This is a genomic window from Streptomyces sp. NPDC005866, assembly GCF_040629895.1.
In the GTDB taxonomy this organism is placed as follows: domain Bacteria; phylum Actinomycetota; class Actinomycetes; order Streptomycetales; family Streptomycetaceae; genus Streptomyces.
Genome location: NZ_JBEXWP010000025.1, coordinates 11,867 through 33,355, shown reverse-complemented (window position 1 = coordinate 33,355; position 21,489 = coordinate 11,867). Strand labels below are relative to the sequence as shown.

The following is a 21,489-nucleotide window of genomic DNA, read 5'->3' as shown; positions in this document are numbered from 1 at the left end:
GTACCGCCTTCTCGAAGATCGTGACAGCCCGGCGCGCTCGGCAAAAGCCGTCACCGAACGCGTCGGCCCCGCTTGATCACCGCTCCCCCCTCCATGAGGGTGGGGGGAGGACAACGTCGAGGGAAGGTCCCATCGTGATCAGCATTCCGACGTACTCGCTCAACGACGGTACGACGATCCCCGCCGTCGGCCTGGGCACCTGGCCGATGGACGACGCGCAGGCCGAGCAGGCCGTTCGCCAAGCGCTCCAGCTCGGTTACCGGCTCGTGGACACGGCGGTGAACTACCGCAACGAGACCGGGGTCGGCCGGGGTGTCGCGAGCAGCGGCGTGCCCCGCGAGGAGGTGGTGGTGACGACGAAGCTGCCGGGCCGCCACCACGGGTACGAGGAGACCCTCGCCTCCTTCGAGGAGTCCCGGCAGCGGCTGGGCGTGGAGTACGTGGACCTGTATCTGATCCACTGGCCCAACCCCCGGGTCGGCAAGTACGTCGACTCGTGGAAGGCGATGATCAAGCTGCGCGAGGACGGTCTCGTCCGCTCGATCGGCGTCTCCAACTTCACCGAGGAGCACCTCACGCGGCTGGAGAAGGAGACCGGGGCGCTGCCGTCGGTGAACCAGGTGGAGTTGCATCCGCTGTTCCCGCAGGAGGAACTGCGCGCCTTCCACGCCGAGAAGGGCATCGTCACCGAGAGCTGGAGTCCGCTCGGCCGGGGCAGCCGGCTGCTCGAGGACCCGGCGATCGCCGGCGTGGCGGACGCGCTCGGCGTGACGCCCGCGCAGGTGATCCTGCGCTGGCACATCCAGCTCGGCGCCCTGCCCATTCCGAAGTCGGCGGACCCCGAGCGGCAGCGCGCGAACCTGGACGTGTTCGGTTTCGAGCTGGACGCCGCCCAGATGGCGGCCGTCTCGGAACGGCCCCACCAGCGGCTCGGCGGCGATCCGGAGAGCCACGAGGAGTTCTGAGGGGCTACTCGTCGACCGGTTCGTGAGAAGGCTCGGGAGCCTCCCGCTCGGCCCCGGTGGTCGCGGTGAGGCTTCCGAGGATGTCCAGAAGTTCGGCGTCGCGGCTGCCGGGCTCGGCGTGGAGGACGACCAGGGTGAGTCCGTCGGTGCCGTCCACGGACAGCTTGTCCGAGTGCAGCTTCGGTTCGCCGACCAGTGGGTGGGTCAGTGGGCTCACCCGGCCGCACCGGGGACTTACCGCGTGACGGGCCCACAGGGTGCGGAACCGCTCGCTGCGCAGGGAGAGGTCGCCGACCAGGTCGCGCAGCCTGGGGTCGTCGGTGTCCGGTCCGGCGTACGCGCGCAGGGCGGCCACGCCGCCCTCGGTGAGCTCCTCCCAGTCGCGGCGCAGCTCCCGCTCGCCGGGTCGAGGAAGACGGCCCGCATCAGGTTGACCACGGCCGTGTAGTTCGGGGACAGGGCGGTGCACAGCGTGTTGGCGGCCAGGCAGTCGGTGTAGCGGTTCTGGACGTAGGCGGGGTTGCGGGTCCAGCCGTGGATCAGCTGGAGGATGCTCGCGGGTACCCGCTCGGGCCGGTGCGGCGCCCGGGCGCGCCGGGCGTGCCGTGCGCCGGCGGGGCGGTTGGGGCTGCCCCGGCGGCGGCCTGCGCCGGGTGCCGGCGCTGCGCCGGGAGGAGGTCGCGATGCTCGCCGGCATCAGTTCCGACTACTACCTGAGGCTGGAAGCAGGGCCGCGACCGCAACCCCTCCGTCCAGGTGCTGGAAGCCCTCGCCCGGGTGCTCGGCCTGGACTCCGACACCACCAGCTACCTCGTCGCCCTGACCCAGGAGGCGATGTCGAAGCGCCGAACGGGGACCCGGTCGCCGACCACTTCGGCGCCCTGGCCGAGCTGCGCGAGGCGGGCCTGATCCGCCACCTGGGGCTGAGCACGGTCTCCTCCGCGCAGCTGGCCGAGGCCCAGGCGATCGCGCCCGTGGTCACCGTGCAGAACCTGTACAACCTGGCCAGCCGGCAGGACGACGCGCTGGTCGAGCACACGGCGGCGGAAAACATCGCCTTCGTGCCGTACTTCCCGCTCGGCGGCTTCAGCCCGCTGCAGTCCGAGACGCTGACCAAGGTCGCCGAGCGGCTGGGGGCCTCGGCGCAGCAGGTCGCGCTGGCGTGGCTGCTTCAGCGCTCCCCGAACATCGCGCTGATCCCGGGCACCTCCTCGCCGGAACACCTGCGGGAGAACATCGCGGCCGCCTCCCTGGTGCTGCCCGAGGACGCGATCACCGAACTGGACGGGATCGGGCAGCCGACCGCGGGCTGATCGGGAGCGCCGGAGCCGGGTACTCGGGGCGCACATCCGACGAAGGGAGCGGCGGTGGGTAGCGAGGACCGGCTGCGTACGTACCGTGACAAGCGCGACTTCGGGCGGACCCGGGAGCCGTCGGGGCAGGCGGGGCAGGGCGGCGAGCGGCCCCGGTTCGTGGTGCAGATCCATGACGCGCGCCGGATGCACTTCGACTTCCGGTTGCAGGTCGACGGGGTCCTGAAGTCCTGGTCGATCCCGAAGGGGCCGTCGACCGACCCGGGGGACAAGCGGCTGGCCGTGCCCACGGAGGATCATCCGCTGGAGTACGAGGACTTCGAGGGCGTGATCCCGAAGGGCGAGTACGGCGGTGGCACGGTGATCGTCTGGGACCACGGCTGGTACGAGCCCCTCAGTCACGACCGCCAGGGCCGGCCTGTCAGCTTCGAGGAGTCGCTGGAGCGCGGGCACGCGACGTTCCGGCTGCACGGCTCCAAGCTGCGCGGCGAGTACGCCCTGACCCGCTTCCGGGGCAGCGACGGCGAGGATGCCTGGCTGCTGGTGAAGAAGGGATCCGCACGGTCGGGCGGGCACCACGGCACGCCCGACCCCCGGCGGGCCCGCTCGGTGCGCTCCGGCCGCACCCTCGCCCAGGTCGCGGCCGACTCGGGCGAGGGGTGACGGGGGGTGCCGGGCCCATTGGCCGACGACCGGCTCCCTCCGGCCCCGCCGGGTGTGGAACTGGCCGCCCACCCCATGCTGGCCACCCTCAGTGACCGTCGTGAGTTCGGCGAGGGGTGGGTCTTCGAACGGAAGCTGGACGGGGTCCGGATGCTGGTGGTGCGGGAGGGCGGCCGCACCCGGCTGCTGTCCCGCACGGGTCAGCGGCTCGACGACACCTTCCCGGAGGTCGGCGCGGCGCTCAGCGCCCAGGAGGCGGGCGACTTCACCGTGGACGGGGAGGTCGTGGCCTTCACCCGCGGCCGCACGGATTTCTCCCGGCTGCAGCGGCGGCTGGGGCTTACCCGGCAGCGGGACATCGAGGCGACCGGGGTCGCGGTGACGTACTACGTCTTCGACCTGCTCCGCCTGGACGGCCGCGACACCCGTCAACTGCCGTTGCGGGCACGGAAGTCGCTGCTGCGCCGGGCGCTCGCCTACCGGTCGCCGCTGCGGTTCACACCCCACCGCAACGCGGGCGGTGCCGAGTTGCTCGCCGACGCGTGCGCCCGCGGCTGGGAGGGACTGATCGCCAAGCGGGCCGACGGGCCGTATGTGCCACGGCGGTCCACGGACTGGCTGAAGCTGAAGTGCTCGCAGGAGCAGGAGTTCGTGGTCGGCGGGTTCACCGAACCGGCCGGCAGCCGTGTGGGACTGGGCGCGCTGCTGATCGGCTACTACGAGCAGGGACGGCTGCGGTACGCCGGCAAGGTGGGCACCGGCTTCGACCGGCGGACGCTGCTGGCGCTGCGTGAGCGGCTCGACGAACTGGTCGTGCGGAGCTCGCCGTTCGACGGGCCGGTGCGAGAGGCCCGGGTGCACTGGACGAAGCCGGTGCTCGTCGCGCAGATCGCCTTCACCGAGTGGACGCGGGACGGGATGCTGCGGCATCCGCGGTTCCTCGGGCTGCGGACGGACAAGGATCCCCGGGAGGTGGTCCGGGAGCGGGCTGCCGGATGACCGCCGGGCGTCGCCCGGTCCACCGATTGCGGTGTTCCCGCCCCGACCGGCTCTGTGAGGGCCTATGTTCACGAAGGTACTCGACCTTCGGCTCAGGAGGCCCTTCGTATGCGCACCGCGCTCCGTACCGCCCTGGCCGGGGCGGTTGCCGCCGGCACGCTGCTGACCTGCGGCACCGCCCACGCCACCCCCGCCGGGCCCGGCGTGACCGGCCGGCTGATCAGCCAGACCACCATCGGCGGCACGGACTACGTCCTGCGGGAGATCACCGTCCCGCCCGGCCAGACCACCGGCTGGCACTTCCACGACGGCCCGGTCTACGGATACGTGCAGACGGGCACGCTGAGCCACTTCCACTCGGACTGCGAGGGGGACGGCGTCTACCGGCAGGGCGGCACGCTGTACGAGCCGGGCGGGCCGGGCGATGTGCATCTGGGCGCCAACCGGGGCGACACCGACCTCGTCCTGGACGTGCTGTACATCCTCCCGCACGGCTCGCCGTACTCCGAGTCGGTGCCGAACCCGGGCTGCGACTTCCAGTAGACCGGTTGCGCCGTCACACGTCGGTGGCCGGCAACGGCCCTTCGGGCAGCGGCTGTTCGGCCCAGATCGTCTTACCGCCGTCCGTTTGGCGACTGCCCCAGCGCTGGGTGAGCTGGGCGACGAGGAGCAGACCGCGGCCTCCTTCGTCGTAGGCGTGCGCCCGGCGCAGGTGTGGTGAGGTCGAATTGCCGTCGTAGACCTCGCAGATGAGCGCGCGGTCGCGGATCAGGCGCAGCTGGATGGGCGGTTCGCCGTAGCGGATGGCGTTGGTGACGAGTTCGCTGACGACGAGTTCGGTGACGAAGGCGGCCTCGTCCAGGCCCCAGGCGGTGAGGCATTCGGTGGCCGCCTGCCGGAAGTGGGCCACCTGGGCCGGGTCGGGCGGCACGTCCCAGGTGGCGACCCGGTCGGCGCCGAGGACGCGGGTGCGGGCCAGCAGCAGGGCGACGTCGTCCGAGGGCTGTTCCGGCAGGACGGCCTTGAGCACGTTGTCGCTGAGGGCCTCCAGTGAGTCGGCGGGCGCGCTCAGCGCCCGGCACATCTCCTCGGTGGTGCAGTCCACGTCCCGGTCCCGGTCCTCGACCAGACCGTCCGTGTAGAGGGCGACGACGGCTCCCTCGGGCAGGTCGAGCTCCACCGCCTCGAACGGCAGACCGCCGACCCCGAGCGGCGGCCCCGCGGTCATCGGGATCAGCTCGGCCTCGCCGCCGGGCAGGACGACGGCGGGCGCCGGATGGCCGGCGGCGGCCAGGGCGAGGTGGCGCGAGACCGGGTCGTAGACGGCGTACAGGCAGGTGGCGCCCAGTTCGGCGACCTCCTCCCCGGTGCCGTCCGCGACCAGGTGGGCCACCAGGTCGTCGAGGTGGGTGAGGAGCTCGTCGGGGGGCAGGTCGACGTCCGCGAGGGTGCGTACGGCCGTCCGCAGCCGGCCCATGGTGGCGGAGGAGCGGATGCCGTGGCCGACGACGTCGCCGACGACCAGGCCGACCCGGCTGCCGGAGAGCGGGATCACGTCGAACCAGTCGCCGCCGATACCGGCCAGTGATCCGCAGGGCAGATAGCGGTGGGCCACCTCGACGGCGGCCTGGCCGGGGAGGCCGCTGGGCAGCAGGCTGTGCTGGAGGGCGAGGGCGGTGGAGCGTTCGCGGGCGAAGCGGCGGGCGTTGTCGATGCAGACGGCCGCGCGGCTGCCGAGTTCCTCGGCGAACACGGTGTCGTCCTGGGCGTAGTCGTCGGGGTGGCGCATGCGCACGCCCACGGCGACGCCGAGCAGGACGCCTCGGGCCCGCAGGGGGATGGCGATCATGGAGTGGACGCCCTGACGGTACCTGCGGCCCTCGGGCGAACGGGTGTTGCGCTCGTCGACCCAGCGGCGGAACTCCGGGTCGCCGGCCTGGCTGACCACCGCACGTCCCTCTCGCAGTGCCCGGGCCGGCGGCGACGCCGCCAGGTACACCTCCTTCTCGCCCAGCCGGACGGCCGCCTCGGGGGTGCCCTCGGTCGCCGAGCCGTGGGCGACGCGCCGCAGCAGGATGTCGCCCTCCGGGACGGTGGGCAGTTCCTCGGCGCCGAGGACCCAGTCGAGCAGGTCGACGCTGACGAAGTCGGCGTAGCGTGGGACGAAGAGTTCGACGACCTCCTCCGCGGTGCGCACCACGTCCAGGGTGGTGCCGATGGAAGTGGCCGCCTCGTTGAGCAGGGCGAGTCTGAGCCGGGCCAGGTACTGCTCGGTGCTGTCGAAGGCGGCGAGGGCGACGGCGCTCAGCTCACCGTCGGGGGCGTGCAGGGGCCACATCTCGATGCTCCAGGCGTGGTCCCGGTTCAAGGCCGGGGCGCCGGTGAAGCTCTCGTAGCGGACGGCCCGGCCGGTCTCGACGACCTTGCGCAGATGGCGCAGGAAGCCCTCGTTGAGCGGGGCGCCGTCGACGGTGTCCAGGAAGGAGCGGCCGAGCAGGGCCTCCTCGGGGAGGCCCATGACATGGCAGGCCGCGTCGTTGGAGCGGAGGTAGCGCTGGCGGGTGTCGAAGACCGACATGGCCACGGAGGCCTGCTGGAACGCCTGCCCGGCCAGGGTGGGGTCGGTCTGCCGGGGCGGGTCGGCGGTCAGGACGTATCCGGTGGTCTCGCCGCCGGGGCCGAGGACCGGGCAGGCGGTCAGGGCGATGTCCATCCGGCGTCCGTCGGCGTGGCGCAGGGCGACGGTCCCGGAGCGGGCGGCGAGCGCTGACGCGGGGACCGCCTCGGCGAGCAGATCGGCGGCGGGGCGGCCCACCACCTGTTCCGCCGGGCGTCCGGTGAGCATCCGCGCGCCGTCGCTCCACCCCGTCACCCTGCCCAGGGCATCAATGATCGCCGCGACCGCGACACGCTCCATACGCCCCAGGATGGGACCTATGCCCCACCGCATCAAGCTCGGGGACGGGCTGTCTCAGCCCTGATGGCCGCGCAGTGCGGCGAGCGCTCGGTCGGCGTGGGTGTTCATGCGCAGTTCGCTGCGGACGACCTCCAGAACCGTGCGGTCCTGGGCGATGACGAAGGTGGCCCGCCTGGTGGGGGCGAGCGCGATGCCTCGTTTGACGCCGAACCGCTCGCGGACCGTGCCGTCGGCGTCGGAGAGCAGCGGCATGCCGAGCGTGTGCTTCCCGGAGAACTCCTGCTGCCGCTCGACGCTGTCCCCGCTGATCCCGACCGGCCGGGCGCCGGCGGCAGCGAACTCGGACGCCAGATCCCGGAAGTGGCAGGCCTCGGCGGTGCAGCCCGCCGACAGGGCGGCCGGATAGAAGAAGAGCACGACGGGCCCGTCGGCCAGCAACTCCGTGAGCGTCCGCGTCGTACCGGTCTCGTCCGGCAGCGCGAAGTCCTCGATCCTGCTCCCGACCTCGACGGTTCCCGCCATCTATCGGCCCTCCTCGTTGTGTGCGACACCGCGCGCCCACAGCACCAGGGGAATCTGGAGCGGCAGGCGGACGAGGGCCGCGGTCCTGAGCGGCTCGGGCCGCTTCTGCCAGTCGACGGCCATCCGCACATTGGCCGGGAACACGCCGATGAAGAAGGCGGCGGCCGCGCGGGCCGCCGCCTTGCGGGTGCGCGGCAGGGCGATCCCCGCCGCCAGCGCCAGCTCCAGGGCCCCGCTGCCGTACGTCCACGCCCGCGGCGGGCCCGGCAGTGCTCTGGGAATCGTGGCGTCGAACGGCTTCGGCGCCGCGAAGTGGGCCACCCCGGCGGCGGCGAGCAGCCCCGCCAGCACCAGGGGTGAACGTTCGGACCGGGACACGACGCCTCCTCTGACGACCTGCCGCCGGATATTACCGGGCGGTACCGGCGCACGCCCCGTCGGGCCCCACTCCAGCTCGATCAGTGTGCGCGAGGCTGCGATCTCACAGATGCGCCGCAGTAGGGCCGTGTTTCCGGACGCCTGTGTGGAGGTCAACGCATTCGCGCGGACGGGCGTGCCGGGCGTCCACGCCGCCGGTGAACACGGCGAGCCGTGCCACCGTGACCGCACCCATGGCCGCGGCGGCCCGAGCGGCGCGGCGGCCGGGGCGGCCGGGGCGATCATCGACCGACTCACACGGTCCGGCCCGAGGAGGGCACTGTCTCCCCGGTCTCCGGGCCGGGGTCATCCTCGACCGCGTAAGCCAGGAAGTCGTCGACCATGCGGTGGAACAGCGTCGCCAGCTGCCGCAGCTCCTCCGGCTTCCATTCGGCCAGGGCCAGTTGCATCCCGCGCGCTCCGGCGTGCCGGACCTGGTGGACGGCCTCGCGTCCGGCGTCGGTGAGCTCGATCCGCTGAGCGCGGCGGTCGTCCGGATCGGGGACCCGGGTGACGTAGCCCGACCTCTGGAGCTGCTGCACCGTGCGCGTCACATGGGACGCCTCGACTCCGAGCCGGTGGGCGAGCTCCCCCGGGCGCAGCGGCTCGGAGTCGGCGACCTGGCGCAGCAGGGCCACCGCGGCGCGGTCCAGCGGGACACCGGCGAGGGCCATCAGCCGCTCGTGCTGCCGGGCCCGGGTGCTCAGGTAGGTGATGCGCGTCAGCGCACGCTCGATCTCGATGACCTCCGCGGTGGCGGCGGGGACGGCTGGCAGGGGTTCTGTGGACATACCGGCCAGTTTAGCATATCGTTGCGTAACTCAAGTAAGTTACGCGCGCGTTCACACACGCTCCTGCGCAGCGACCGTCGCTCGGATCAAAGACAGTGGGGTGCCGCGTATCAGGCCGGCAGTGCCACGCCCAGCCTCTCCGCGTGTTCCGTCAGTTCCCGCCATACCTTCGGCGCCAGCGGAATCCCCTTCCCCCCTGTTCCTCGGCCACCGCCGCACTGCGCTCCCCCGGGGAGAACACCCCGTCCGCGCCTTCCGCGACCGGCAGGCCCTTCAGCGTGCCCAGGGTGTCGTAGACCGCCGCGGCGAAGGCGTCCGGATCGCCGAAGGCGGCCGGATCCACGGCGATGAGCAGGGCGTTCTGCGACAGCGGGCACAGGGTGGTGCCGATTCGCTGCCCGGGCCGACCGTCAGCGCCGCCACCTCCGCGACCGGCAGTGCGACGAACTCGTCGTACACCGGTCGTTCGACGACCACCCGGCCGGTGGCGGTGCAGCGCTGCCCGGCCTGGCCGAAGGCGGCGGCAACGACGGCCTTCGCGGCGGGCGGCAGGGCGGCGTCGCGCAGCAGCACCGAGGCGTTCTGGCCGCCGAGTTCCCCCTGGAAGCGGCGGGATGAGCGTCTATCCGGTTGGCTCCGGGGCGCCGTTGCACTCGCACAACTGCGACGAGCACGTGACCGTTCTGGAGGGCGAGGCCGAGGTGTGGGTGGACGGCGAGGCGACCCGGCTGGAGCGGTTCGACACCACATACGTCCCGTCCCCCATCCCCCACCTGTTCCGCAACGTCGGTGACACCCCGCTGCGGATCCTGTGGGTGTACTCGTCGGGGTATGTCACCCGGACCTTCACGGAGACGGAGAAGACGGTCGAGCACCTCTCCGCCGAGGACCAGATGGGCTGAGCCCCGTCCCCAGGGACGTCCCAGCCGTCCCGGGGCACGCGGGGACGACATGATGGCCCCCGGCCATGGCAATCCTCCGAATCGTGATCGCGCTTCGTGGTCACGAGCACGACAGCACGGAGGTTTCCATGTCCCGACGGATCCTGAAGAGCGGCCTGCTGGCCACGGTCGCGGTGTTCGCGTTCCTGCCCACGGCCGGGGCCGCCACCGCGAGCGCCGCCACTCCGATCCCCGCACCGCAGGGCATCGTGCAGTACTACAACTACACCACCCTGCCGGCCCCGGCGGCCCACCGTCACCACCGGCACTACAACTACCGCACTGTCGGCCGGGTCACCACGCACCACGTCCGGCTGAACGTCCGCTCCGGCCCGAGCACCCACTACCGCGTGGTCGGCCACCGTCACAGCAACCGGCTCGTCCCGGTGGCCTGCAAGACGTACGGCGCCTCGGTGCGCGGCAACCACACCTGGTACCGGCTCCCGCACAAGAAGGGGTTCGTCTCCGCCCGCTACGTCCGGGTCGGCCACGCCGTTCCGTGGTGCTGACGGGTCCGTCCCGCCGTACTCCCTGACCGCAGAGGCCTGTTCGGGAACCTCCGTTCCCGAACAGGCCTTCGACATGCACCCCCCGATTCCCACTCTTCACTCCTGTTCGCCGATTGCGGGCCCGGTCCCCATGGGAAGCCATCCCGACAACAGGGGCGAAACGCCCATAGCGTAATGAAGTCGAGGCACGCGACATGCGGCACCCCGAAGGAGCGACCACCACCCCATCGGACGATTCGCCGACGGCGAGCCTGCGCGAGCTGAAGGAGCGCACGGGACTGAGCCTGGCGGCGCTGGCCGCCCGTACCCCGTACAGCAAGTCCGCCTGGCACCGCTATCTCACCGGCGCCAAGCGGCCGCCGCGCCCGGCCGTGGAGGCCCTGGCCCGGCTCGCGGGCGCCGACCCGGCGGCCGTACTGGCCCTGTACAAGGCCGCCGAAAAGCAGCCGCCCACGGCTTCCGCCTCGGAGAAGCCACGGGCGAGGCGGTGGTGGCGGCTGCCGCTGACCGCGCTCGCGCTGCTCGCCGTGGCCGGGGTGACCGCGGCCGCCATGACCGTGTCGGACCGGCGCGCAGCCCAGGGCGCGCAGCCAACGTCGGGGGCACCGCGCTGTCACGGCCGGTCCTGTCAGGGCGAGTTGCCGGACGCCTCGGCGTGCGCCCGGGACGCGCAGACCATGACCACCGTCAGCGACACCGCATACGACGTCCGGCTGCGCTACTCCCCCACGTGCGGCACGGCCTGGTCCGAGGTGCGGCTCCGCGCCCCGCACGCCCGGGAGGTCTCGATCCGGGCCGGGCAGAACGTGCTCTCCGCGAGCTATCCCGCCGAGGACTCCGTCGGCTACACCAGCCCTATGCTCGCGGTGCCGACGCCCCGGGGGGTGGAGGCGTGTGCGGACGTCGAGGGGAAACGGGCATGCACCGGACTGGAGGCCGAGGCAGGCCTGGAGGAATGAGAAGTGGCGCCGCGCCCGTGGAAGGAGCGCGGCGCCGGACCGGTCGGAGACACCGGTCAGTGGGCGACGGCCAGTTGCTCCTGGTCGTTGCTGCGCTGCGGCTGCCTGGCCGAGCGCAGGGCGGCGATACCGATGAACACCATCGAGGAGACACCGGCGAGCGCGAAGGCGGTGAAGCCCCAGTCGCCGTTGCCCGCCGCGAGCAGCTGGCCGCCGAGCCACGGGCCGAAGACGGCGCCGAAGCGGCCCATGCCCGAGGTCCAGCCGACGGCCGTGGCCCGGCTGTCCGGGGTGGAGCGGATGGAGACGGTCGCGTAGATCATCGTCTGGGCGCTGTTGAGGAACACACCGGTGAGGAAGACGACCACCATGGTCACGCCCGTGGCCATGTGGATGCTGAGCAGGTAGACGCCGACGGCTGTCAGGGCGAACCAGATGGCGGAGATGCGCGGGGCGCCGAACCTGTCCGCGGCGCGGCCTGCGACCAGCATGCCCACGATGCCGCCGAGGTTGAAGACGACGACGAAGGAGAGGGCGGAGCCCAGCGCGTAGCCCTCGCCGCGCATCAGGGTGGGCAGCCAGGTGGCGACGCCGTAGACCAGCAGCAGACCGCCGAAGGAGGCCAGCCAGTACAGCAGGGTCTGCGCCCACTCGCCGCCGCGGAACAGGTTGAGCAGCGCGTCGTAGCGGTCGCCGGCGGTCTTCTTGACGGCTGCGGCGGGCAGTTCGGCCTCGTAGCGGCCGGCCAGCGCGCGGGCCTCCTCGCCGCGGCCCTTGGCGACCAGGAAGCTCAGCGACTCCGGGAGGAACTTCAGCAGCACGGGCACGAAGAGCAGCGGGAGCACACAGACCCAGAAGGCGGCGCGCCAGCCGGCCGGCTCGACCAGCCACTTGGCGACGTAGGCGGAGAGGATGCCGCCCGCGTGGTGGGCGGTCATCAGCATGCCGATGGTGATCGCCACCCGGCCGCCCCTGGCGTAGTCCGACACCATGCTGATCGCGGTCGGCAGCAGCCCGCCGAGGCCGACGCCGGCCAGGGTGCGGCCGAGGCCGAAGACGGCGACGCTGCCCGAGATCGCGCAGATGCCGGAGGCGAGCGAGAACAGCGTGACGCAGCCGATCATCAGCTGCTTGCGGCCGATCCGGTCCGCGACCGTGCCCGCGGTCAGGGCGCCCACCAGCATGCCGAAGGTGGCGTAGGACCCGAGGTCGCCGGCCTGGTCCGCGGTGAGGCCGAAGGTCTTGGTCTCCAGCAGGTGGGGCAGCACCGAGCCGTAGATGAACATGTCGAGGCCGTCGAAGAGCACGGCCAGCCAGCACAGACCGACGACCAGCAGGGCCAGTTTGCTGCCGCGAGCGGACAGGGCGGGGGAGGAGGACATCTTTGTTTTCCTCTCGTCCAGGAGGGCGTTCCCTGGAGGGGATCAAGGAGCGGGCCGCGCGGCTCGTGCGGCTGACCCGTGGTGCGTAGACGCTAAGGACCGGCAAGCGAGAGTGTCAACGCTTTTGTCAACGATCTCAGCAACGATCCAGACACCGGCCGCACCACCGTGGACACCGGGAAAGTCCCAGGTGGCAACGGGGGGTGGTGGACGCACAGCAGCGCGTCCCCACCCCCCTGATGGCCGAAAACGGGTCAGTCGACCGGCGGGGTCCCATGGGTGTGGAAGGACTCGATCGTCTGCAGACCCCAGGCCTGGCCCTTGGCCCGTTCGGCCTCGGTCCAGGTGATCAGCGGCCAGTCGGGCGCCAGCACCAGCCGGGTGAGCGGGTTGCAGAGCTCGATGCGGTTGCCGCCCGGCTCGTAGACGTACAGGAAGAACGTCTGCTGGATGGCGTGCTTGTGCGGGCCGGTCTCGATGAACACACCGCTGTCGATGGCCAGATCGGCCGCGCGCAGGACGTCCTCGCGGGTGTCGGTGGCGAAGGCGATGTGGTGCAGCCGCCCGGTCGAGCCCGTCCAGTCCGAGGTGTACACGACGTCGTACGACTTGTTGGTGAAGGTCAGCCAGCGGGCCGCGATCTTCCCGGTGTCGAGGCAGATCTGCTCGGTCGGCCGGGCGCCCAGCACCTGTTCCTGGAACTCGGCGTTGGCGAGCACGTCGGCGGCCAGGAAGTTGACGTGGTCCAGGCGGCGCACGCCGACGCCCCGGTTGGGCTTGGCCTGCGGCTGGTTCTTCAGCGCGGGCCTGAGCTCGTCGGGGGCCCGGTAGTGCTCGCTCTCCCAGTAGAGGGCGTGCTCGTGGCCGTCCGGGTCGCAGGTGACGTAGAGCTTGCCGAGGCCGGGCTCGTCCTCGACCCATTGTCCGGTGCCGCCCGCCTCCTCGACCGCCTTGATACGCCGGCTCAGGGCCTCCTCGCTGGAGGTGCGCAGGGCGAGCCGGCCGAGCCCCGGCCGGTCCCGGGCGGTGAGGACCAGGCTGTGGTGCTCGTAGTCGTCGAAGGTGCGCAGATAGACGGTTTCGCCGTCCTGGCCGTTGACGGTCAGTCCGAGGTAGTCGGTGAAGAAGGCGACACTGGCGTCCAGATCCGGGGTGAACAACTGGGCGTGGCCGACATGGGCGATGTCACCGAGAGGCGGAGCCATCGTTGCCTCCTTGGGATTGTGCGGGGATGGCGGCGGCGCGGGGGAAAACCGTGCCGTCGAAGATCTTGCGGGCGGTGCGGACGACCGCGGTGTGGCGGGCGGCCGGCGGGGAGCCGTCGGGCCCGGGGTCGACGCTGGTGTCGATCTCCAGGAATCCGGTGGGGTGTTCGACGCGGATACGGTCGCCGTGTTCCGGGAGCCGGGCGACCCCCTCCCCCACGCCGCCGGGCAGCCGCAGCCCCGCGGCCACGCTCGCGGCGCCGAGGACGCCGATCGAGGTGTGGCAGCGGACCGGGATGAAGGTCCGGGTGGTGACCGCGCCGCCGTCGCGGGGCGGGGCGAGCAGGCTGAGCTTGGGCACGGTGGCGGTCTCGACATCGCCGAGGCCCATCAGCTTCCCCGCGGCCAGCCGGATCTCGTGGAGCCGGTCGGCGAGGGCCAGGTCCTCCTCCAGGTCCTTGGGCGTCTCGTACCCGGTGACCATCAGGTCGCGCGCGACGATGAGCACGGTCGGCATGCCGTTGTCGACGCAGGTCACCGACGTGCCGGCGACGGTGTCGCGGACGTTCCCGGTGGGCAGCAGCGGGCTCTGGCCGGCCGGAAACTCGATCACCACCGGGGCGGCCGTGCCGGGCACGCCGGAGATCTCGGCCTCCCCGGTGTAGTCGACGCGCCCGCCGGGCGTCGGGAAGGTGGCGATGGCCAACTCCCCCGTGTTGAGCATGCGGATCCGTACCGAGGTCTCGCCGTCACCGGGGGCCACGAGCCCCCGCTCCACGGCGAACGGGCCGACTCCGGCGAGGATGTTGCCACAGTTCTGACCGTCAGTCACTTCAGGTCGATCGACGGCGACTTGAAGGAAGAGGTAGTCGACGTCCGTCTCCGGGTCGTCGGACGGTGCGACCACTGCCACTTTGCTGGTGAGGGGGTGCGCCCCGCCCAGGCCGTCGATCTGACGCGGGTCGGGACTGCCCATCACGCGCAGCAGCAGGCCGTCGCGGGCGGCGGGGTCGGCGGGCAGGTCGTCGGCCAGGAAGTAGGCGCCCTTGGACGTGCCGCCGCGCATCAGCATGCAGCGCACCTCCGCGAGCCCGGTCATTTGGTGTACTCCTCGTACTCCTCGTACGTCTTGTACTCGACGCCGAGCCGCTTCAGGGTGTCCCTCAGTCCGTAGCGGTCCAGGCCGAGTTGACCCTCCATGAACGCGGCGCGGGTCGCGGCCTCCTTGGCCTCGCGGCCCTCGGACTTCTCGGCCGTCTCGCGGACCCGCTCCCGGGGCACGACCACGACACCGTCGTCGTCGGCGAGGATCACGTCACCCGGGTTGATCACCTGGCCGTCGATCGCGATCGGCACATTGACCGAGCCGCCGGTGGCCTTCACCGTGCCCTGCGAGGAGACCGCCCGGGACCAGGCGGCGAAGCCCATGTCCCGCAGTTCCTGGGTGTCGCGGATACCCGTGTTGACGACGACGCCGCGCACCCCGCGCTGCTTCAGCGCGGTCGCGAACAGCTCGCCGAACAGGCCGTCCGTGCACGGCGAGGTGGTGGTGACGACCAGGATGTCGCCCTCGCCGCACTGCTCGACGGCCGCATGGATCATGAGGTTGTCGCCGGGCCAGCTGAGCACGGTGACGGCCGTACCCGCGACCCGCACGCCCTGCTGGACGGGCCGGATCCCCGGACCGAGCAGGCCGGTCCGCCCCATCGCCTCGCTGACGGTGGCCACGCCGAAGCCGGCGAGCGCGCCGACGTCCTTGAGCTCCGCCTTCGGCGGGTTGGTGACGATCACGCCGCTCATGCCAGCTCCTTCGCGATCTGCGGGAACGGCCGCATGAACGCCTCGGCCATGGTGCTGTGCGCCAGGCCCAGGTTGGGGCCGGCGTTGCGCTTGAGCTGGACGCCCCGGCGGACGGCGAGGTCGGTGTAGTAGGCCCACAGGTGCTGCTGGGCGCCGAGGCACTCCATCGCCTTGCGCTTGGTGTCCCAGACCTCGGTGATGTCGAGGAGGACCTCGGGCTTGAAGCCGCTCATCTCGGGCTGGTGCGGCTCGAAGTAGAAGACCGGCGGGGCACCGATGATGTCGCCCTCGCCGGGGTAGCCGATGGCCTGGGCGAGGATTCGGGCCTCCAGCGCCATGCGGTTGGCGGCCGGGTGGTCGCCGTTGTACGGGTCCTCGACGGGGTGGGTGAGCACGACGTCGGGCCGGGTCTCGCGGTAGACGGCGACCAGTTGGTCGGTCAGTTCGGCGGATGCGACCAGGGGGTAGTCGCCGGCGTCGAAGAAGCGGACCTCGGCGCCGAGGGCGGCGGCGGCCTTCTCCGCCTCCTCCCGGCGTATCGCCTTGATCTCCTCAAGCTTCTTGCCCTCACGCCATGCCTTGGCGGACTCACCGCGCTCGCCGAAGGTCAGACACGCGATGGTGACCTTCTCGCCCCGGGACGCGGCCAGGGCGATGGCTCCGCCCGCGCGCCACACGAAGTCCCCGGCGTGCGCGGTGACGACCAGGGTGGATCGAGGTGGGGTGGCAGGCGCGTTGGCGTGCGTCATTGCAGAAATCTCCTTGGTGGACAGGTGTGCGCCCACCCAGCCCCGGGCGTCTCAGTCGCTCAGTGCGTCGATCACGCTCGTGAGGTGGGCGCGGACGGCCGCCTCGGCCGCCTGCGGGTCCCTGGCCCTGATCGCCTCGATCATCGCCAGATGCTCGTTCAGGGATTGCTGCGGACGCCCCGGACGCAGCGCCAACTGGAAGCGGTGACGCACTAGTTGGGCATTGAGCCGCTCCAGCAGTTCCAGGGCGGTCTGCTGCCCGGAGATCTCCCGGATCTTGTCGTGCAGTCCGTGGTTGAGCTCGGAGTAGGTGACCGGTTCCCCGTCCGCGACGGCCTTGGTCATGGCCGCCCCGAGGTCCGCGAGCTCGGTGAGGTGCTCGTCGCTGGCCGCGACGGCCGCCTTCGCCGCGCACAGTCCTTCCAGGACCATGCGGCACTCCGTGATCGCGACCGCTTCCTCCACGGTCACCACCCGCACCCGCGAGCCGCGGTTGCGGATCCGCTCGACCAGTCCCTGCCCCTCCAGATCGATCAGCGCCGCACGGATGCTGGCCCGCGTCACACCGAACTCCTCGGCGAGCTCGTTCTCCACCAGCCGCTGGGCCGGGGCCATCTCGCCGTGCAGGATCGCCTGCCGCAGCAGCGCGAGCGCATGCTGCTTGGCCTGCTCTCCGGTGCTCGGACGGGCTTCTTTCGGCATCGTTGCCCTCCCTGAGTGAGTGCCTGTCGAACGTAAATCTAGCCAAACAAGATTGTCAACAATTTTGTCCGCCGTATTGCCGGGGCAATCCGGTGCCCCGCGCGCTCAGCCGTTGCGGTACAACTCGCTGAGCAGTTCGAGAACGGCCTGGTGGGCGGGGTGCGGATCGTCCCGCCACCAGGCCAGCCGGACGGCCACCGGTTCGGCGTCCCGCACCGGGCGGTAGACGATGCCAGGCCTCGGATACTGGTGGGCGGTCGACTCCGCGGTCACGCCGATGCCGCGTCCGGCGGCGATCTCGGTGAGCCAGTCGTCGACGGAGTGCGTCTCCTCGACGGCCGGGCGGGACTGCGCCGGCCACAGTTCGGGAGTGGTGGTGCCGGTGCGCCGGTCGGTCAGGACGGTCCGGCCGGTGAGGTCGGCGAGCCGTACGGACCGGCGCCGGGCCAGCGGATCGTCGGTGGCCACCGCACACAGCCGTCGCTCCAGCCCCACGATCGCCGTGTCGAACCGCCGGTCCTCGAGCGGCCGCCGTACGACGGCCAGGTCGCAGCTTCCTTCACCGAGCCCGGCGGAGGCCGTGTTCACCCGGACGAGACGCAGATCGGTCCCGGGGTGGGTGGCGGTCCAGCTCCGCTGGAAGGCCACGGTGTGCCGCCCCACCGCCGACCAGGCGTAGCCGACCCGCAGCCGGGTGTGTCCCGAGCCGGCCTCCTGGACCAGGTCGGCGACGTCCGCCAGCACCCGCCGGGCCCGCTCCACCACCCGCAGCCCGGTCGCCGTCGGTGTCACCTCGCGCGAGGTGCGCCGCAACAGACGTACGCCCAGGACCCGTTCGAGCCCAGCGAGGGTGCGGGACACAGCGGCCTGGGACACCCCCAGGGCGATCGCCGCATCGGTGAAGGTGCCCTCGTCGACGATGGCGACGAGACAGCGCAGCTGCCGCAGCCCGACCTCATCCATACGACAAGCGTATAGATCCCGAAGCCCATGCATTTTACGCAAGGCTCGAGCGGGCGGACTCTGCTGTCATGCGACGAGCCCTCGAACGCCCGGCAGCCCTCGCGACCGCGGCCTCGACCCCCGAGCCGGGGCGGCCGGCCGGCGTGGCGACCATGTTCGGCAGCGGCCTGTCCAACCAGACCGGCGCGGCGATCGGCGCCCTGGCCTTCCCGGGCCTCGGCCCGCTCGGTGTGGTGGCGGTACGGCAGTACGTGGCCGCACTCGTCCTGGTGGCCGTCGCCCGCCCGCGGCTCCGCGCCTTCACCTGGCACCAGTGGTGGCCGGTGCTGCTGCTGGCGGCGGTCTTCGGCACGATGAACCTGACCCTGTACACCGCGATCGACCGTATCGGCCTGGGTCTGGCGGTCACCCTGGAGTTCCTGGGCCCGCTCACCATCGCCCTGGCCGCGTCGCGCCGCCGGCTGGACGCGGGGTGCGCGGTAGTGGCGGCGGCGGGAGTGGTGGTGCTGATGCGCCCGCAGCCGTCGACGGACTACACGGGGATGGGGCTGGGCCTGGTGGCGGCGGGCTGCTGGGCGTCGTACATCCTGCTGAACCGGGTGGTCGGGCGCCGTATATCGGGGGCACAGGGGTCGGCGGCCGCCGCCAGCGTGTCGGCGCTGACGTTCCTGCCGGTCGGCGTCGTGGTGGCGGTACGACACCCGCCGGCGGCCGGGGCCGTCCTGTGCGCGGTGGCGGCGGGCGTCCTGTCGTCGGCGGTGCCGTACCTGGCCGACCTGCTGACCCTGCGCAAGGTACCGGCTCAGACTTTCGGCCTGTTCATGAGCGTCAACCCGGTGCTGGCGGCGGTGGTCGGCTGGGTGGTGCTGGGGCAGAGCCTGGGGGTGCCGGAGTGGGCGGGACTCGGGGCGGTGGTCGCGGCCAACGCGGTCAGCATCGCGACCGGTTAGGGGCGCGGCGCTGTATATGATCTGCCGCTACCGCCCCGCAGCCCACCCACTACCGTCGCCTCGCAGGGCTACCCGACCGAGATCTTCGAGGTCACCCCCGAACTGGTCGAGCACCACGAGCGGTTCGCGAAGCTGATCAGCCACCGCGTCCCGTTCACCGGGGTCCACCGCGCCTTCGAGCTGGCGCTCGCTCCGGGCGCCGCGGAGAAGGTCGTCGTCACCTTCGATGCGTAGCGGTGAAAGGCGCCAGCCACAGCCCCAGGAGCGCGTCGGTGAGCCCGGTGGCCGCGTCGCCCCAGGTGGCACGGGGGGTGTCAGTGCCCTCGGCGAGGGCACGCTCGCGCTCGGCGCAGGTGTGCAGGATCAGCGTCCGCGCCATCTGGCCGCGTTCGGCGCGGACTTCGGCGGGCAGTTCGGGCAGGCACCGGTGGAGCCCGGCGACGGCCTCGCGCAGCGCGGGCGAGGCGAGGGACTCCTCGACCATGATCTCGTAGAGGGCCGGGTCGGTCGCCAGTCGTCGCCTTCGCGCTGGTCATGCTCCTGGTGCCGGAGTCCAAGGTGCGCTCGGGCGGCCGCTTCGACGCGGTCGGCGCCGTCGGCCTGGCGGTCGGCCTGGCGGTCGGCCTGGTCTCGCTGCTGCTCGGCGTCTCCAAGGGCGCCGACTGGGGCTGGGCGAGCGGCACCACGCTCGGCCTCTTCGCGCTCGCTGTCGTGGTCCTCGTCGCCTGGGGCTTCTTCGAGTTGCGCACCACCCACCCGCTGGTCGACCTGCGCACCACGGTCCGCCGCCAGGTGCTGTTCACCAACCTCGCCTCGATCGCGTTCGGCTTCTCGATGTTCGCGATGTCCCTGGTGCTGCCGCAGCTGCTCCAGCTGCCGACCCAGACGGGCTACGGCCTCGGCAGGTCGATGATGACGGTCGGTCTGGTGATGGCCCCTCAGGGTCTGGTCATGATGGGCTTCGCCCCGGTCTCGGCCGCCATCACCAAGGCCAAGGGCCCGAAGATCACGCTGATGACCGGCGCGGTGATCGTCGCGGCGGGCTACGGCCTGAACATCGTCCTGATGTCCGAGGTCTGGCACCTGGTCCTGGTCTCCTGCATCATCGGCGCCGGTGTCGGCTTCGCCTACGGCGCGATGCCCGCGCTGATCATGGGTGCCGTGCCGGCGTCGGAGACGGCCGCCGCCAACAGCCTCAACACGCTGATGCGGTCCATCGGTACGTCGGTGGCCAGCACCGTCGCCGGCGTGATCCTGGCCCAGCTGACCATCAGCCTCGGCGGCTTCACCCTGCCCTCCGAGAACGCGTGCAAGGTCGTCATGGCCATCGGTGCGGGCGCGGCCGTGCTCGCCTTCGTCCTCGCCTCCTTCCTGCCCGGCCGCCGCCCGGCGGCCGCGGAGCCCGCTCCGGCACCGGTCGAGCACACGGCCGAGTCGGTGCACTGAGCGGCGGACGAGGACGGTGACCCGTAGGGGGCGGGCCGTGCCTTCGGTGGGCGGCCCGCTCCGCACGCTCTGGGGGGCCGTCCGGGGTACCTGGACGCCCACGACCGGGCCCAACTCGTGGTGATGGCCCACCAGTCCGGGCTGGTGCAGCCTCCGCCGCCGGCGGGCGGCTCCTGAAGGCTGTTCGGGGGAACCGGCGCCGGAAGACGCGTGCCACGGCCGTACGCGGTTCACATCTTCTGCCGTGACCACCGCCCTGCCGCTGATCCCGCCCATGCTCGCCACGCCCGGCAGACTGCCGCCCGCCGCGCAGGACGCCCGGTGGGCGTACGAGACCAAGCAGGACGGCCAGCGCGCGGTCGTCTATCTGCCCGGCGACGGCGGTCTGCTGCTGCGCGCCCGGTCCGGCGAGGAGATCACCGCCGCCTATCCCGAACTGCGCCCGCTGGGCGGGATGCTGGGCCGGGTCCCGGCGATCCTGGACGGCGAGGTACTGGCCCTCGACGAGAACGGGCGCGCCGACTTCCAGTTGCTGCAGAGCCGGATGGGCCTGGCGCACGCCCCGGCCCGGGCGGCACGGATGGCCGCGCCCACCCCGGTCCATCTGGTGCTGTTCGACGTGCTGCATCTGGAGGGCGGCCCACTGCTGAGGCTGCCGTACGCGCAGCGGCGGACCCGGCTGGAGTCGCTGGGCCTCGACGGGCCCTACTGGTCGACGCCCGGGGCCGTCGTCGGGCACGGCGCCGAGGCGCTGCGGGCCACCCGGGAGCACGGACTGGAGGGCCTGGTCTGCAAACGGCTGGACTCGGTGTACGAGCCGGGGGTGCGGTCCCGCGCCTGGATCAAGATCCGGAACATGCGCGCCGAGGACGTGATCGTCGGCGGCTGGCTGCCGGGCAAGGGGCGGCTGACCGGGCTGCCGGGCGCGGTGCTGGTCGGCCAGCGGTCCGCCGACGGGCGGCTGCGGTACGTCGGCGGGGTGGGCACCGGCTGGAGCCAGGCGGAACGGACGGAACTGGCCGCGCTGCTGCGGGCCGCCGGAACCGACGTGTGCCCCTTCGACCCGGTCCCGCGGGTCCCGGGCGCCCACTGGGTACTGCCCCGGCTGGTCGGCGAGGTCAGTTACAGCACCCGGACCCGGGCCGGGCTGCTGCGCCAGCCGTCCTGGCTGCGGCTGCGCCCGGATCTCACGCCGGAGGAGTCGGCGGCCGACCTGCCGGACGGCATCGGCTGACCACTGCCGGCGCTTCCACGGAGCACACGAACCGACTGTTGGGCGGGGCTTCACCGACGTGA

20 protein-coding genes and 7 pseudogenes are annotated in these 21,489 nt (G+C 72.1%); 13 read left to right on the top strand and 14 right to left on the bottom strand.

Annotated elements, in window-relative coordinates; translation table 11 throughout:
- Positions 1-134 precede the first annotated feature (134 nt).
- Entirely contained in the window at positions 135-965 is an 831-nt protein-coding gene (locus tag ABZ396_RS30685) for an aldo/keto reductase (RefSeq protein WP_358923216.1), read from the top strand.
- A gap of 4 nt (positions 966-969) precedes the next feature.
- On the opposite strand, the pseudogene ABZ396_RS30680 reads toward ABZ396_RS30685, so the two are convergent.
- A pseudogene (locus tag ABZ396_RS30680) lies at positions 970-1,505 on the bottom strand (hypothetical protein).
- Positions 1,506-1,570: 65 nt separating this feature from the next.
- Between ABZ396_RS30680 and ABZ396_RS30675 the strand changes: the two are divergent.
- The 4 genes and pseudogenes from ABZ396_RS30675 to ABZ396_RS30660 form a co-directional block, all read left to right on the top strand.
- A pseudogene (locus tag ABZ396_RS30675) lies at positions 1,571-2,257 on the top strand (helix-turn-helix transcriptional regulator); the annotation flags it as partial.
- A gap of 75 nt (positions 2,258-2,332) precedes the next feature.
- A complete protein-coding gene (locus ABZ396_RS30670; RefSeq protein ID WP_358923214.1) occupies positions 2,333-2,941 on the top strand; it encodes a DNA polymerase ligase N-terminal domain-containing protein in 609 nt (202 codons plus the stop codon).
- Between the two features lie 75 nt (positions 2,942-3,016).
- Positions 3,017-3,940 (top strand): non-homologous end-joining DNA ligase, encoded by a 924-nt coding sequence (gene ligD / locus ABZ396_RS30665; RefSeq protein WP_358923297.1) that lies wholly within the window; start codon positions 3,017-3,019, stop codon positions 3,938-3,940.
- A 108-nt stretch (positions 3,941-4,048) separates the two neighbouring features.
- Entirely contained in the window at positions 4,049-4,483 is a 435-nt protein-coding gene (locus tag ABZ396_RS30660; RefSeq protein ID WP_358923212.1) for a cupin domain-containing protein, read from the top strand.
- Positions 4,484-4,496: 13 nt separating this feature from the next.
- Here ABZ396_RS30660 and ABZ396_RS30655 read toward each other — a convergent pair whose 3' ends face one another.
- The 5 genes and pseudogenes from ABZ396_RS30655 to ABZ396_RS30635 all read right to left on the bottom strand — a co-directional run.
- Positions 4,497-6,857 carry a SpoIIE family protein phosphatase gene (locus ABZ396_RS30655; RefSeq protein ID WP_358923210.1) on the bottom strand — a complete coding sequence of 787 codons (2,361 nt, stop codon included), beginning with the start codon at positions 6,855-6,857 and terminating at the stop codon, positions 4,497-4,499.
- 54 nt (positions 6,858-6,911) lie between these two features.
- On the bottom strand, positions 6,912-7,379 hold the full coding sequence (locus ABZ396_RS30650; protein WP_358923208.1) for a peroxiredoxin: 468 nt from the start codon (positions 7,377-7,379) through the stop codon (positions 6,912-6,914).
- The gene (locus ABZ396_RS30645) at positions 7,380-7,757 is read right to left on the bottom strand and encodes a hypothetical protein (RefSeq protein ID WP_358923206.1); all 378 of its coding nucleotides are present in this window, start codon (positions 7,755-7,757) and stop codon (positions 7,380-7,382) included.
- Between the two features lie 293 nt (positions 7,758-8,050).
- Positions 8,051-8,587 carry a MarR family transcriptional regulator gene (locus ABZ396_RS30640; protein ID WP_358923204.1) on the bottom strand — a complete coding sequence of 179 codons (537 nt, stop codon included), beginning with the start codon at positions 8,585-8,587 and terminating at the stop codon, positions 8,051-8,053.
- A gap of 110 nt (positions 8,588-8,697) precedes the next feature.
- A pseudogene (locus tag ABZ396_RS30635) lies at positions 8,698-9,196 on the bottom strand (aldehyde dehydrogenase family protein); the annotation flags it as partial.
- 5 nt (positions 9,197-9,201) lie between these two features.
- On the opposite strand from ABZ396_RS30635, the gene ABZ396_RS30630 reads away from it, so the two are divergent.
- From ABZ396_RS30630 to ABZ396_RS30615, 4 genes and pseudogenes are all read left to right on the top strand, one after another.
- Positions 9,202-9,489 (top strand): cupin domain-containing protein, encoded by a 288-nt coding sequence (locus tag ABZ396_RS30630; RefSeq protein WP_358923202.1) that lies wholly within the window; start codon positions 9,202-9,204, stop codon positions 9,487-9,489.
- Positions 9,490-9,501: 12 nt separating this feature from the next.
- A pseudogene (locus tag ABZ396_RS30625) lies at positions 9,502-9,576 on the top strand (hypothetical protein); the annotation flags it as partial.
- 41 nt (positions 9,577-9,617) lie between these two features.
- Positions 9,618-10,037 (top strand): SH3 domain-containing protein, encoded by a 420-nt coding sequence (locus tag ABZ396_RS30620; protein ID WP_358923200.1) that lies wholly within the window; start codon positions 9,618-9,620, stop codon positions 10,035-10,037.
- Between the two features lie 194 nt (positions 10,038-10,231).
- Positions 10,232-10,996: a DUF2690 domain-containing protein gene (locus ABZ396_RS30615; protein WP_358923199.1), complete on the top strand. Its 765-nt coding sequence runs from the start codon at positions 10,232-10,234 to the stop codon at positions 10,994-10,996.
- Positions 10,997-11,052: 56 nt separating this feature from the next.
- Here the strand turns inward: ABZ396_RS30615 and ABZ396_RS30610 are convergent, their stop codons facing one another.
- The 7 genes from ABZ396_RS30610 to ABZ396_RS30580 all read right to left on the bottom strand — a co-directional run bounded on the left by ABZ396_RS30610 (position 11,053) and on the right by ABZ396_RS30580 (position 17,797).
- On the bottom strand, positions 11,053-12,378 hold the full coding sequence (locus tag ABZ396_RS30610; RefSeq protein WP_359186421.1) for an aromatic acid/H+ symport family MFS transporter: 1,326 nt from the start codon (positions 12,376-12,378) through the stop codon (positions 11,053-11,055).
- Positions 12,379-12,632: 254 nt separating this feature from the next.
- Positions 12,633-13,583 carry a catechol 2,3-dioxygenase gene (locus ABZ396_RS30605; RefSeq protein ID WP_358926575.1) on the bottom strand — a complete coding sequence of 317 codons (951 nt, stop codon included), beginning with the start codon at positions 13,581-13,583 and terminating at the stop codon, positions 12,633-12,635.
- Positions 13,564-14,682: a 4-oxalomesaconate tautomerase gene (locus ABZ396_RS30600; RefSeq protein ID WP_358926574.1), complete on the bottom strand. Its 1,119-nt coding sequence runs from the start codon at positions 14,680-14,682 to the stop codon at positions 13,564-13,566. The genes ABZ396_RS30605 and ABZ396_RS30600 overlap by 20 nt, the downstream gene beginning before the upstream one ends.
- A complete protein-coding gene (locus tag ABZ396_RS30595; protein ID WP_358926573.1) occupies positions 14,679-15,383 on the bottom strand; it encodes a 4-carboxy-4-hydroxy-2-oxoadipate aldolase/oxaloacetate decarboxylase in 705 nt (234 codons plus the stop codon). The genes ABZ396_RS30600 and ABZ396_RS30595 overlap by 4 nt, the downstream gene beginning before the upstream one ends.
- Positions 15,380-16,132 carry a PIG-L deacetylase family protein gene (locus ABZ396_RS30590; RefSeq protein ID WP_358926572.1) on the bottom strand — a complete coding sequence of 251 codons (753 nt, stop codon included), beginning with the start codon at positions 16,130-16,132 and terminating at the stop codon, positions 15,380-15,382. The genes ABZ396_RS30595 and ABZ396_RS30590 overlap by 4 nt, the downstream gene beginning before the upstream one ends.
- A 51-nt stretch (positions 16,133-16,183) precedes the next feature.
- On the bottom strand, positions 16,184-16,834 hold the full coding sequence (locus ABZ396_RS30585) for a GntR family transcriptional regulator (protein WP_358926571.1): 651 nt from the start codon (positions 16,832-16,834) through the stop codon (positions 16,184-16,186).
- A gap of 105 nt (positions 16,835-16,939) precedes the next feature.
- On the bottom strand, positions 16,940-17,797 hold the full coding sequence (locus ABZ396_RS30580) for a LysR family transcriptional regulator (RefSeq protein ID WP_358926570.1): 858 nt from the start codon (positions 17,795-17,797) through the stop codon (positions 16,940-16,942).
- A gap of 152 nt (positions 17,798-17,949) precedes the next feature.
- On the opposite strand from ABZ396_RS30580, the gene ABZ396_RS30575 reads away from it, so the two are divergent.
- Complete coding sequence (locus ABZ396_RS30575; RefSeq protein WP_358926579.1) at positions 17,950-18,747, top strand: EamA family transporter; 798 nt, start codon at positions 17,950-17,952, stop codon at positions 18,745-18,747.
- A 36-nt stretch (positions 18,748-18,783) separates the two neighbouring features.
- Positions 18,784-18,981: pseudogene (locus ABZ396_RS30570) on the top strand (theronine dehydrogenase); the annotation flags it as partial.
- On the opposite strand, the pseudogene ABZ396_RS30565 reads toward ABZ396_RS30570, so the two are convergent.
- Positions 18,965-19,264 (bottom strand): annotated as a pseudogene (locus ABZ396_RS30565) (TetR/AcrR family transcriptional regulator); the annotation flags it as partial. The pseudogenes ABZ396_RS30570 and ABZ396_RS30565 overlap by 17 nt on opposite strands.
- Here ABZ396_RS30565 and ABZ396_RS30560 point away from each other — a divergent pair.
- A pseudogene (locus ABZ396_RS30560) lies at positions 19,264-20,193 on the top strand (MFS transporter); the annotation flags it as partial. The pseudogenes ABZ396_RS30565 and ABZ396_RS30560 sit on opposite strands and share 1 nt — an antisense overlap.
- Before the next feature lie 274 nt (positions 20,194-20,467).
- Positions 20,468-21,427, top strand: a complete 960-nt coding sequence (locus ABZ396_RS30555; RefSeq protein ID WP_358926578.1) for an ATP-dependent DNA ligase — start codon at positions 20,468-20,470, stop codon at positions 21,425-21,427.
- Positions 21,428-21,489 lie beyond the last annotated feature (62 nt).